Here is a 13,093-nt window from a genome sequence, read left to right as displayed (position 1 = left end):
TCGGCGCCGTCCAAGCCGTCGAGCCGAACGCCTCGCGGCGATAACGCGAATTACCGGCAGACTCGCCGACTCACCAGTGATCCGATAGGATGCCTGTTCGCGTTCAGACACGCTGCGTCTTAGGGAGATGAGTATTGATGGAAACCCGTTTACTGGACTACTTGCAACGAATCCTCAACGCCAAAGTCTATGACGTGGCGGTGGAATCGCCGCTGGACCTCGCCAATCGGCTATCAGCCCGCTTGAACAATCAGATTTGGCTCAAGCGAGAAGACACTCAACCCGTCCATAGCTTCAAGCTGCGGGGAGCCTACAACAAGATGGTTCATCTGTCGGCTGACCAACTTGCTCGTGGCGTGATCTGTGCCTCGGCAGGAAACCATGCCCAAGGCGTCGCCTTGAGCGCGCGGCAGCTGGGTTGCCGGGCTGTCGTCGTGATGCCCGTTACCACTCCCTCGCTTAAAGCAGACGCGGTTGCGGCACTGGGCGGCGAAGTCATCTTGCATGGTGACAGCTACTCCGATGCCTATGCCCACGCGATGGAATTAATGCAGGAGCATCAATATGTGTTCGTTCATCCCTTTGACGATCCCGATGTGATCGCGGGGCAGGGCACGATCGGAATGGAAATCTTGCGTCAACACCAGCGTCCACTTCACGCGGTGTTCGTAGCGATCGGTGGGGGCGGTCTCATTTCGGGTGTCGCCGCCTACATCAAAGCCGTTCGGCCGGAGATCAAGGTGATCGGTGTGCAGATGTCCGATTCCAATGCCATGATTCAATCGATTCAAGCGGGACGCCCCGTGCCGCTGGCCGATGTGGGTTTGTTCTCCGATGGAACGGCAGTGAAGAAAGTGGGCGATGAAACATTCCGGCTGACGCAGGAACTCGTCGATGACTATGTGACCGTCGATACCGATGCAGTATGCGCCGCAATCAAAGACGCTTTTGAAGATACCCGCAGCATTCTCGAACCCGCCGGCGCGATGGGGATTGCGGGGATGAAACAGTACATCGCCCAGCACAACCTGCGCGGCGAGGAACTCGTGGCGATCACCTGCGGCGCGAACATGAATTTCGATCGGCTGCGGTTTGTTGCCGAACAAGCCGAAGCGGGTGAGGGTCGTGAGGCGCTATTTGCCGTCACCATCCCCGAGGCGCGAGGCAGCTTCATGCGGCTGTGCCAAACCATTGGACAGCGAAATGTGACCGAATTCAGCTACCGGCTCTCCGATGAAAAGGAAGCTCACGTGCTGGTGGGACTGACGATTCAAAGCCGAGGCGACGTCCCCCACATCAGCCAGTCTCTATCCGCTGAGGGTTTCGCCACTCTCGACCTCGTCGACGACGATCTCTCGAAGGCGCACCTGCGGTACATGGTCGGAGGACGCAGCCGGCTTGGCGAGAACGAACGACTCTATCGGTTCGAGTTTCCCGAACGGCCCGGCGCTTTGATGCGATTTCTCTCCACCATGCATCCGAACTGGAACATCAGCCTATTCCATTACCGCAACCAGGGCGCCGATTACGGCCGCATTTTGGTTGGGATCCAGGTCCCTGATGAAGAACTGTCCGCGTTCGCGGAGTTCATCGACTCACTGGGTTACCGCTGCACAGACGAGTCGAACAATCCGGTGTATCAACTGTTCCTACGTTGAACGACACGGAACTCATCAAGACGTACGATTTTGCGGCGAACAAACCTAGCACAGCTAAAGATCTGGGCACGCGGTTGATGGAGTGAATCGAGACGCGTAAGCGGCCGGGGTTGGCGACACTGCCCGGTGCCTGGGGGCACTCGGCTCACACCAGTGTCATCAATATGATTTGAGCTAACAGCCCGTTGACAAGTGCAACTAGGAAAACGAACACGCGCGCAACTTCCGCGAACCGCACGACGACTGATTCAGTTATTCCAGCGATAGACAGACAATCGGTCGAGAGATCGCACAATCACAAGATCATCCTGGACGGCGAGATGGGCCCAACTGTTCTCGGCCACCTTTGCTTCATCGATGACGAGGAACTCGGTAGGAGTTCCCTCGATTAATCTCAGCACTCCGTTCTCGGCGAGAGCGAGAATTTGATGGTGGTTGTGAATCATGCTCCAGTACTTGCCGACGGGGCGGCTCGTCCAGTGAATCGTGCCATCGCTGACTGCCAAACATGCGGCACGCTCGTTTTTCAGATGCAGATAGATATCGTCGCCCAAAACGACTGGCGAAGACATGTAACCTTGCGTTTTTTGTCGCCACCTCTCCGTGACAGTCCACCTGCCGCCATCGTGACTGATGTCGAACAGTTGACTCGCACCGCTGTGTGCGGCCGTAAACACAGCATCACCGATGACGAGCGGTGTCAGAATGTTCATGCCGCGAAATGCCTCGATGGGTTGCCTCCAGAGCACTGTGCCATCCTCAGGCGAGACGCCGCAGAGTTCAAATCGGGTTTGCACCAGCAGCTGCGGCACGCCCGCGATCGTCGCCACGACCGGGCTGCTGAACGCCCCCGTGCTCGTCATATCGCTGCCGCCACCAAGCACCTGCCACATGACCTTGCCGGTCGCAAAATCCACTTTGGTCAATCCGCCTCCAAGCTGCACGAACACGGCGTCCTCATAGATCAACGGCGAACAGGCGGCACCGAAGGGTTGCAGCGGGGTTTTGAATTGTTCTGGAAAATCAATTCGCCACACATCATTGCCCGTCCGGGCGTCCATCCGTACCAACACATCTCGCATCCCTAATACAATCAAGGATCCCCGGACGGCAATCGGCGTCGAGCGGATCCAATCTCCGTTAGCAGCGGCAAAAAATGGCACTGACATCGCACCCGGCCACTGGCGAGCCCAGGCGATCTCGCCCGTCGCCAGATCCAATGCGGAAACCCGCTCGATCGACTTGTCGACTGTCTCGGTCGTGAACACGAGTCCGTCCGCCACCACCGCGCCACTGTAGCTGGGAGCGAATTCCTGGTGCCAAACCTCAGTTAGCTTTCCCGCCAGCCGCTGCGGCCAATTCGCAGCGTCGATCAAGCCATCACGATTCGCCCCCCGCCACTGGCTCCAATCTGCCTCGGCACCCAACACGTTCGAAGCGAGCGTAGCCGACATCACGGCGCACCACGCAACAATCACAAGTCGTTGAAACTTCATGGTGGAATTCTCGGCTGGAGGGTTTCGGGAAACGAGAGATTTCAGGAAAGCTGACCTCCGTTTGTAGCCCCGGAATGAGGAATGACGATTGCAGAAGATCGATTTTCTTAAAAAATTCGCGGCCATCACCGGATTCCCCCCGCCTTGCCGATTCACGCGTTGTTCTCAAAATGGCATGGACAATAATGCGTTCCCTCGAGTTTTCAACAAAGGTACTTTTACTTGCGTGCGATCCCAGAGTTGCCTGACCAGACCAACGTGCTGGTGATTTCGTATCTGACGATCCGCCGCGCGATCGGGATCAGCGGACTGGCGTTACCTGTGGTGCTGTTGGTGGGTGGGTGGATCACAGGCATCCCGATCCAGGACAACATGAGCAGCTATTACCACACGGGGATGCGTGACGTGTTTGTCGGCACGTTATGCGCGATCGGTGTCTTCTTGTTCTGCTACCAAGGCTACGGGTGGGCTGAAAACTGGACAGCGAATTTGGGCGGCGTCTCAGCCCTCGGGATCGCCCTCTGCCCGCTGGATTTCAACAGCGATCCACTGCTGCAGAAATCGGTACACGGGTACCTGCACACCTTCAGCGGCGGCGTTTTCTTTTCGACGCTCGCATTCTACTCGCTCTATCACTTTCCCCGCGAGTCGCGTTTGGAAGCTGAACCACACCTGTGGGAGCGTAAGTGGATTTACCGAACCAGCGGTATCGTTATCTTGGTGAGCCTGCTCACGATGGGAATCTACTTATTTTTCCTTGATGACGACTGGAAACAATTGCTCACCTCCTATCACTTTCTGTTCTGGATGGAGTGGATTGCGGTCTGGTCATTCGCGGCCGCTTGGCTGGCCCGAGGCCGCGCGATCATTGCAGACATCGCCGTCGATGTACTGGCGTATTCGAGCGAGTTGTTGCTGAAGAAACGCCATGCGGGTAGTCATCCCGGTCTCAAGCAAGACGAAGACTTACAGAAGGGACCGCTGGATGAAACCAACTCAAACCAAAGCTGAGGGTTTATTCAATGCGTTCGAGTAAACCTACTTTAGGCCAGGAACTCTGTATCGCAACATAAACTCCCGCGACGTAGGCTGATGACCGGTGTTTTGTTCCGCAATCTTTTGATTCACTAAAACATACTCGGTACCGATCAGATGGAGAATGTCGAGTTTGACGATTTGAAAGTCACCGCCAGACAAGAGTTCGGCTTCGCTCCCAGTCTCTTTCCTCCATGTAAACCCTCTCCAGGGACCGATGGCAGGCCCTTCCTCGGTGTGCGAACGCCATTCTCCCCGTCCCAACTGAACGCCGGATGCTTCCGCCTCGCTGCTATCGATGTGAACACGTATGGAACTGAGTTGTGCCGACCTGTGTCCGATCGGCTCGAAAGAAAACACGTGATTTGTCTGTTGAATCAAACACTTCCATTTGATGCCGATCGGCTTGATCGTCATCTTCTTCGCCGCAAGCAAATACTCGGCATATTCTTCTTCACTCAATCCAAAATTGGGGTGGTAAGGCAAAGCCTGGCCGGGTTGAGCGACTTTTGCGATGTAGCTTCGTAGCCACTGACGGTCCGTGTCGTGGAGAAACCGATTGGCAAGTTCCGTACCGCGTTCGCTTAACGCAACGTCTAAGAATTCCAATTCTACTTCGCCTTCAGGAAGTAGTTGGGATAGTTCCAGTTTCGCATCGGTGGGATCTTGTGCCGAGACTAAACGATTGGCGGCAAATCCCCATGTTACAAGGCTGCAAAACAGTAGAAAGTGGCATGAAGTCACGCGTCGCATTGTTTTCTTTGTTTGTCGGGTACTCTCGGCTCTGAAATGACGAGTCGCAACAACTTACGTCAGTTCGAAATCGGTGCAATATCCGCTAACTCGGACCGAGTCCAAGTTAACTAAAGCTTCATGAATTAACAACGCGATTGTGCAGCTTGCCGAGCATCACTCCACACCTCCTGATCAACTCTCCGAAGAGCAGGTTCGGGAGTTTCTACTGCTGCAGCGGCAAGAGAAAGCCCTCAACTCACTCCGGCCTGTCTTGGCGGGTATCAAGAAGTTTTATCAACTGACAGTTTGTTCCCGAGCAGATTTTGGCGGTATTGTTTCGTAACAAACTGCGAGATCGTTTCCGTGGCACGGAGTGCTTTGCGATGATCGACACTTCGGTGTGGCAGCGTCGTTGGAGCGTTGACAGTGAAGCGGTGGGCGACGGCAAGGCCGCGATGGCTTATCTAGCTCCCTACGTGATCCGTGGTGCGGTGAGCAATTGGCGAGTGGACTGGTGCGATGATGCCGATTCACTCGATGAGGCGCATTGTCGCTTGCAAGTCAAACGCAGCGGAACGCGTCAGTATCGCCCGATGGCGTTATCGGTGCAGGAGTTCATTCGTCGTTGGTTGCAGCACGTGTTACCGGCCGGTCTGCATCGAGTGCGTCATTACGGCTTCCTGCACTCGTCGTCGCGACGCTCGTTGAAGGAGCTGCGGATCTTGATCGCAGTGTCATTGGGCCAGGTTCACTACTTGGTGTGCCATGAGCAGATCGTGATGCCGGAATCGAACGCGATGCTGTGTCCGGTGTGTGGCGGGCTGGCATCTACACGCTGATTAGGCGGTCATACTCGGTATGATTGCCGATCCAGAACCAGAGCAGGCCGTCGTCGATCTCGACCGCGAGTGCACGGAAATCACGTCCAACACGAGCAGACCGATAGCGTCCAACTTTTTTGAAGTGGAGAGAAGGATGGCTTGGGTTTGCCTTGAGGAGCCCAAAGTTCTTGTCCGCCAAAGTACGGGAGGCGTCAGGAAGCTGTTTGTAGCCATCCCAGAACGATGGAGTCGCGAAGTGGTTCACAGCGACGTTGACTTGCCAGCGGAATGTTCTCGAATCGCCGCATCGGCAAGCGAATCCAGCCGCCCATCGTTTGCGTCGGTCTCAATGCGTTTGTCAAATTGTGCAGCATCGAAATCCAGGAACCACTCACGAAATTTTGCGAGTTCGCTCGGTGCCAACTTAGCGATCGAATTTTCGAGTTCTTGAAGTGACATAGTGCGTTGCCTTTTGAGCGGTGCCGCCCAACGGAGAGTTCTACGTCGCCGTTCACAAACGAAGAGAACGACATTGAACAACGTAGGATTCTACCAACACCATCGCACGTTGCCAAACAGCGAAGACGATCGCGGGCTGGCACCAGAGGGAACGTGACCGAAGCGATTGAACATTGCCAACCGAAAGACTCTCCAACGACGACAGCCGCGACCTTGCGTAAAAACCATGTTCAAGTGAGCCACTTCGCGGCGGAGAGTGCATTGAAAAGAGTTCTTGCGCTGCATCTCGTTTTGTGTAAACTGAGCGGTCCGCGACACCGAGACCTTGCGCGTTGACATACCTGAAGGGCGCGGTTGGTCCACGATGTTGGATTCCAAACGCAGTTGCAGGATCGGGCAATTGAACTCTTGAGTTTGATGGTGCACGCTTAGCCCGATGTCTTCGCCCCCAACAACCAATGAGCGACTCTGTTTTTCGACCCTGTCGACGAACATCCGTTGAAGGTATGCCCCGTCAACCTGTCGGCTGGATGCAGACCCCGTAAAACACGGTGTTTTTGAACGATTACGACGAGGACTTCCGGCAGGGAACAGGACTCAGACGAAAAACACTGGCCGCAGGTCGCATGCTCCGCTGGACCTCAGCGACGCACCTCTCGCCATCACTGCTCCGCCTGCTCTGGGCCACGAAGCAGCTCGCCTTGAACATGGATTTGAGGTCAGGCTCGAAGCGAGCTGACCCCAAATCCTAAATAGTTACACGCCAGCCAGCCCCTGAAGACGGCTCAGCACTGTGGTGTCAGGAGCACCAACTAGACCAACAGTTGGATGGCGAACGAAGCCCGAATGTTCCTTTGCAGCGGCCGCAATCGCCGCTTCGGCATTTGTGCGAGATGATGTGGAATCACCATTCGCATCAGCCAAGAAAGCGAGGATTGTGTGCATACGAAATTCTTCCACAGGGAACGTCGTAGAACGTCCGCCCCAGTCGAGGTAGATATCCACCTCGTGGTAGAGGTCGGATAGACCGCGCGTGACGATTAGCCACGGAAAGTCGAGCCATAGTTGTGAACGAGAGTTTGGGTAAGCCTGTTCTGCGTCGAACGCACGACGGTAGGCCGTGATTGCGTCGTCGATTCGGTCAAGGGCGAGCATGCAATCGGCATACTGGAGATGAGCCTGCGCCAGTTGCGAATCGTGTGGGAATTCGGCGAAGAGTTGGTCGAGCAATTCGACGGCGCAAAATGGCAGGTTGGCAGCGGCAAGATGGTGTGCCTGAATGCGCACGTATTGCGATTTGTTGAAGTCGCCGCGACTGCGCTTAAGTCGAGCCTGAAACTCGGAGCGGTCGGAGTCGCTCCAAGCTGTTCGGCGGTACCAGTCGTCGTTGCTCATTCGGTGCTGGCGACCAACATGTTTATAGGCGACACCCTGTCGCAATAAACGCAAGGTGTCGGAAAGTGGGTTATTTTGGCGGTTTGGGTGGAGGGATGCTTTTTTCTTTCCTTGAGTTTTCGAAGAAGTTGCATGATTTTTTTCTTGATCGGTGAACACAGAGCTTTAGATTCGAAGTTGGTGATTCAGCTTTTGAGCTGGGGGACGGCCTGGCGGATCTAGCTGTTGGGAGACTCGCGGCGGATGGCTGTGTTGAGGGGAGCAATGCCATGGACCCGAATGAATGGTTCAATGAGGCGGCGAAGATCACCTCGCGAAACACTATCTCGGCGGCCTACGACGAGCACCGCTCTCATGTGGGCAAATCTGCCGAAGCCAGACGGCCGGACGAGGATTCTCGAGAGACATCAGGGTTGGTCACAGGGGCTCAGCAGGAACGCATTGAGAAACCGGTTCGGGATCCGATTCACCGCTATCGCGACGCGACTGCGTACCGTGCTGCGATCGGACGCGACGCGCCCCGCGATCAAGTGATCGACACGCGGGATTTTCGCGGTGAGATGGCTGCCATCGATTTGAGAACACAGCGTCCGTCTCAAAGAGAGTTCGTCAGACTGATGTACCGTGAGATGAAGATTCGGAATTTTAAAACGAAGACGATCAAGGCCTATATCGGCGCACTCAAATCGATTCTGCGTTGGTCGGGTCGACTCCCGCACGAAATGGATCGTGAGACCGGAGCGGATTACCGTTTCCCACACAGGCCTGGGGAACGGGTTGCATAGGGCGGCCGCATCGCCCTGTAGTATCTGTCGCCCCGCTGGGGCTTTGGGATTCGTCTCCCGTCCAAATCCACGGGCTCCCGCCCGTGGCTACAACCTTTGACTAATGAAATCGACATCCCTGGCGGTTGCAGAGCAGCCCAAGGGAACGCCAATTCGGGTCGTCATGCCAAGCGAGGGATCGTCTGGTGTCAGCTCTACAATCCGGCGAGTTGTTGCTCAGCGTCGCCGAACCGGTCTAACTTCACGCCCATGCGATCCATGATCGAGAGGTACATGCTGCATAGTTTGCGATCGTCGTCGTCCTTGCCTACATAATCAAGCACGCGGCCGGTTTCGAGTGTTCCTGACAAACCTCCCGTTAACAACACCGGCACCTTGCTCGAGTCATGCGCATTGCCCGACCACATGCTCGAGATGAACAGCAGGCACGAATGATCCAGGACGGTGGAGTCACCCTCGGGCATCGCATCGAGCTTGCTCGCCAGGTACGCGTACTGCGAACAGTAATAACGCGAGATCCGTTCGTACTCATCCGAACGGTCGCTGTGTGACGCCGAGTGGTGCGTACTCTTGACGTCGAGGAAGGGATAGAACAGTCCGGACAGGTCGCGATTGAGCAAGAGTGTCGCCACGCGCGATTTGTCGGTTTGGAAGCCGATCGCGACGAGGTCGCACATCAGCCGCATGTGTTCCCGAATGTCTTCGGGCAACCCGTCATCAGGTCGCTTCATCGCGGCCATGTTCTGACCTCGATCTTGGGCTCGCGAAGCGGCTTTGGCATGGGTAGCGCGCATGGATGCAGCTCGCTTTTCGACTTCGCGGACGCTGCTCATGTATTCGTCGAGCTTGGTGCGATCCGACCGACTGACACGGCGGCTCAGCGACGCGGCGTCTTCCTGCACGCGGTCCAGGATGCTCTCCATTCGCCGGCTACCGTGATTATCAAAAAGCGAATCGAAAGCCAGCGACGGGTAGACTTCCATCGGCACCGGCGACGTCGCGTTCTGCCACGAGATGTGGGAACTGTATGCCATCGAGAAATTGGTTTCGTGATAGCCCGTCACGGGTTGCTCACATCCGAGCACGAGGCTGGGGGCCACCGTCTGATCAGCAAAGTGATTGGCGAGTACCTGGTCCATGCTGATGTCACCACGTAGTTCGGACCCTTTCTTGAGCGAGGCACCGGAGAGAATATTGCCGGTTTGGCCAGGATGGATGCCAACGTCGGTGGCATTTTCATTGAACAAGCCTGTGATGAAATTCATCTTGTGCTTGATCGCTTCCATCGGGGCAAGACTCTTGCCCAACTCCATCTCGGTGCCACTGCCCTTGGCCCACCAATGGTCCTGGTTGATGCCGCAGCCCATGAACAGGGCGGCAAAGCGTTGAGGCGACGAGGTGGGCTCGGAACCCGCGTTCGTCTCGCTGCCCCAAACTGGAATCGATTCCATCCACGGCAACGACATCGCCACCCCAGCACCACGTAGCAGCGTGCGCCGCGAAACAGCCGGGTTCATCGGTTTGGACTGAGAGTTTGCTGACTTCATGGAATTGAAACCGTCTCATCTGGAGAAATGCGGATACGCTTATTCAAAAATGCAGGGCTCGTGACGATCACATCCATCATCGAGCTGAATCGATAATCATTGTCGACGAGTTTTTGTTTCATATCGGCAATGATGGACTCGTCCGATAACTGCAGTGTCCGACCGAGCCCAAACGCCAAGAGTTTACGGCATAGATTGTCGATGAAATCGTCTTCCCGCGAGGTCTGGATGTACGCCAATACGCCCACCAAACCGCTGCCTTCGCTGTCGTCGGGGAACACGGCGGAGTCATCGATCGCTCGCCCACCCAAGTCCACGTCGCGAACTTCGCCGATCGGCCCGTAGCCCTCGAAGACCAATCCCATCGAGTCGATACGGTTGTGACAGCCCGCACAGGCCACGTCCTGTCGATGCCTCGCAAGCGTTTCACGGAGTGTCAGATCGCCAAGTTTCGATTCGTCACTCGGCAGGTCGGGGACGGTTGCGGGGGGTGCGGGCACCTTTTCGCCGAGCATCCGCTTGATCAGCCAATTGCCTCGTTGGACCGGGCTCGTTCGTAAACCTGACGAATTGTGCGTCAGGAACACAGCCATCGGTAACAATCCGCCACGACCGTGCTGCCTCGCTCCGTCCCACCGTATCCACTGTTCGCTCGCATCACTCAAAAGCTCTGGCTCAGCGCCGTAATGCTGGGCTAAAACGGGATTTACGAACGTGTACTCAGCATACAAAAAATCTAACACCGAGCCGTCACGCGCGATGAGATCGCGGCAGAAGCGGATCGGCTCCTCCGCCATCGCGTGTCGCAGTTCGTCGGTAAACACAGGAAACCGCTCGCGGTCCACACCGTTATGCTCGGTAAAACGACGGAAGTCGAGCCAGTTACCGGCAAACTCGGTAACAAAACCATCCACACGATCGTCAGCGAGCAGACGCCGGGTCTGGGCGAGTATCACGTCGGGTTCGTGCAGTCGATCGTTCGCGGCCAGTTCCAGCAGTTCGTCATCGGGCATGCTCGACCAGAAAAAATAACTCAGCCGATTGGCGAGCGAATAATCGCTCAACGGCTGGACTGCGGCTGCCGCCGTGTCTGCTGAAGCCCCTTCCCGCGCCGCATCTCTGGACTCATCAATGCGATAACAGAAATGCGGGGACATCAACACCGCGATCACCCCATCGCGAATGGCATTCTCATGACTGAGCCCCTCATCCTGCCGCATGGAATCGTAGAACGAACGGATCGATGCGACTTCGCCGGCGGACAATGGACGTCGATAGGCGCGTTCGGCGAACTCGATCAACGCATCCACCTGACGAGGCTGCGACTCAATACTGAGCTTCTCGAGATATCGAAACGTCTTGTTCATGTCGTCAAAGTAATATCGGAGGGCAGCGAGAGCCTGGTCGCTCGCGCCCGCCCGCTCGGCCTTGGCGCAATATTCATCCGCCAACCCGGCGACCTTCTCTGCCGATGTGCAGTCTTTATCTTCAGCTCGATAGCGATCAAAGACCCGGTCGCGCATGAACACCGAGTCCGTCCGGTCGAACCAAATAAACCCAGCGTACTGACGCATCGGTGCGGACGCCACAAAGTCCAATTCCAACCACAGTCGGTCGAGTTCGGCTCGATCCTCGTCATCAAGCATCAAGTCGCCGAGGGGCGCGTCGTCGCGAAAGTATCCCATCTGGCTATGGAAACCCGCACTCAGAAATCGCCCCTTCAACTTCTTCTCGCTCTTTTGATCGAGGTACACACGGGCCCGCTCGGAAACAAAGAACTCATCCGGGAAAACATCGCAAAACTGTGTCAAACCTTTCTTATACGCCGTGACGTCCGTATCATCGCCGACCGCCATCGCGTTGGCAGCCTGGGACTCCTGCTTGAGTCCAAAGTCGCCTCGAGGTAATTCGCTGTCAATGTAGCGACGTCGATTGGCGACGAATTGACGGTTCTTCCACAGCACCAAAGCTTGCGACCCGTTGTGGATTTTCGGAGAGGTCAAGTTGGCAACCTCAGGAACCAGCGATGCCCGCAGACTCGAAACGAACGAAGCCATGGTCTGACATCCCGCGACCGCCGCCGAGATATTCTCGGGGGTCGAAGCATCGGGCAGTTCGTGAAATGACAGTCGCAATGCCGCGATCGGTCCAACAGCTTCATCAGCCTCAACTTCATCGCCCAATAATTGCCAGAGTGTTTTGCAGTAGCGTTCGCTGAGTCCACGCTCACGCGATAATTGCGTAAGCGTTGCGTCACCATGGCCAAGCTCCTCACGGTTCTGAAACCGCCATAACGTTTCAAAGTAAACAGCGTAGTCAGTTCGCTGGCGTCGATAGAAATCGATGATGCGGTTGACGCAAAACTTGTCGCGGTCGGTGGGTGTGATGACCGGATGAGGTGCGAACTCAAATCCACTCGGAGTCAGGGCCAAATGTTCCGCGACTTTGCTGGCCGCACCTAGATACTTCTTCAGCAGGGCAGGGGACATGGCTAGCGATTCACCGGAGTTATCAAATCCGGCTTCGTTGGCGGGATCGACCGGAAATGCGGCGGCAGGTTGGATATCGACGCCAGTCAAATCGCGAATCGTGTAATTGTACTCACTGCTGCTGAGCCGGTGCGGGAGCACGATGCCCGGATCTCCCTTGGTCCGCGCCGCTTCGGCAACTTTCACTTGCTCGATCCATGCAATCACGGCCGCACGTTCGGCAGGGCTAGGCTGATGTTCGGCATCCTCAGGCGGCATCTCCCCCGCCTCCAATCGATCCAAAACGCCCGACCAGCGACGAAAATTTTTAATGACGGAGGCCAGATTATCATCAGCACTCAAGTCTAGATCGCCCTCGGTGGTTTCACCGTTGTGGCATTCGACGCAATTGGCCTGCAGAACCGGGCGCACGGTCTCTTCAAAAGTGGCCTGTAAAGACTCCGCCCGGGCGACCAAATCGCCAGCCAACAAGAGCAGAAGAATCGTGGCGAAACGTATCGCGAGCATCAGGTGCTCCGAGCGAGCAATATAGGGAGCGAGGTGACTTTACCGACTGGGTCGGCGGCGGGGCTATACAGTTTACGCGAACCAGCGTCGCCAGACCACCGCGAATTTAAGCAATTCGGCGGCAATGACAGTCGTGAATCGCTCCGCCGATCCAGCGTTGACGTTC

At 56.1% G+C, this 13,093-nt stretch carries 9 protein-coding genes and 1 pseudogene; 4 read left to right on the top strand and 6 right to left on the bottom strand.

From position 1 onward, the window contains the following. The first annotated feature begins 137 nt into the window (after positions 1–137). A complete protein-coding gene (gene ilvA, locus Poly21_RS06070) occupies positions 138–1,658 on the top strand; it encodes a threonine ammonia-lyase, biosynthetic (protein ID WP_146406016.1) in 1,521 nt (506 codons plus the stop codon). Positions 1,659–1,906: 248 nt separating this feature from the next. Here the strand turns inward: ilvA and Poly21_RS06065 are convergent, their stop codons facing one another. Beyond that, on the bottom strand, positions 1,907–3,154 hold the full coding sequence (locus Poly21_RS06065; RefSeq protein WP_146406015.1) for a PQQ-binding-like beta-propeller repeat protein: 1,248 nt from the start codon (positions 3,152–3,154) through the stop codon (positions 1,907–1,909). A 222-nt stretch (positions 3,155–3,376) separates the two neighbouring features. Between Poly21_RS06065 and Poly21_RS06060 the strand changes: the two genes are divergently transcribed. Next, complete coding sequence (locus tag Poly21_RS06060) at positions 3,377–4,165, top strand: hypothetical protein (RefSeq protein ID WP_302117770.1); 789 nt, start codon at positions 3,377–3,379, stop codon at positions 4,163–4,165. A 27-nt stretch (positions 4,166–4,192) separates the two neighbouring features. On the opposite strand, the gene Poly21_RS06055 is transcribed toward Poly21_RS06060, so the two are convergent. Beyond that, positions 4,193–4,942 (bottom strand): hypothetical protein, encoded by a 750-nt coding sequence (locus Poly21_RS06055; RefSeq protein ID WP_146406014.1) that lies wholly within the window; start codon positions 4,940–4,942, stop codon positions 4,193–4,195. A 287-nt stretch (positions 4,943–5,229) separates the two neighbouring features. On the opposite strand from Poly21_RS06055, the pseudogene Poly21_RS27105 reads away from it, so the two are divergent. Then, positions 5,230–5,745: pseudogene (locus Poly21_RS27105) on the top strand (transposase); the annotation flags it as partial. 261 nt (positions 5,746–6,006) lie between these two features. Here the strand turns inward: Poly21_RS27105 and Poly21_RS06040 are convergent. Continuing rightward, on the bottom strand, positions 6,007–6,204 hold the full coding sequence (locus Poly21_RS06040; protein WP_146406012.1) for a hypothetical protein: 198 nt from the start codon (positions 6,202–6,204) through the stop codon (positions 6,007–6,009). Positions 6,205–6,960: 756 nt separating this feature from the next. After that, positions 6,961–7,758: a tetratricopeptide repeat protein gene (locus Poly21_RS06035; RefSeq protein ID WP_146406011.1), complete on the bottom strand. Its 798-nt coding sequence runs from the start codon at positions 7,756–7,758 to the stop codon at positions 6,961–6,963. Between the two features lie 110 nt (positions 7,759–7,868). Here Poly21_RS06035 and Poly21_RS06030 point away from each other — a divergent pair, with 110 nt between their 5' ends. After that, positions 7,869–8,384, top strand: a complete 516-nt coding sequence (locus Poly21_RS06030) for a hypothetical protein (protein WP_146406010.1) — start codon at positions 7,869–7,871, stop codon at positions 8,382–8,384. A gap of 194 nt (positions 8,385–8,578) precedes the next feature. Here the strand turns inward: Poly21_RS06030 and Poly21_RS06025 are convergent, their stop codons facing one another. Both Poly21_RS06025 and Poly21_RS06020 read right to left on the bottom strand, forming a co-directional pair. Next, positions 8,579–9,901, bottom strand: coding sequence for a DUF1552 domain-containing protein (locus Poly21_RS06025; RefSeq protein WP_146406904.1), 1,323 nt, complete (start codon positions 9,899–9,901; stop codon positions 8,579–8,581). Positions 9,902–9,927: 26 nt separating this feature from the next. Then, positions 9,928–12,927: a DUF1592 domain-containing protein gene (locus tag Poly21_RS06020; RefSeq protein WP_146406009.1), complete on the bottom strand. Its 3,000-nt coding sequence runs from the start codon at positions 12,925–12,927 to the stop codon at positions 9,928–9,930. Positions 12,928–13,093 lie beyond the last annotated feature (166 nt).

It is taken from the genome of Allorhodopirellula heiligendammensis (assembly GCF_007860105.1).
Taxonomy (GTDB): Bacteria; Planctomycetota; Planctomycetia; order Pirellulales; family Pirellulaceae; genus Rhodopirellula; species Rhodopirellula heiligendammensis.
This window is presented reverse-complemented; position numbering and strand designations above follow the sequence as displayed.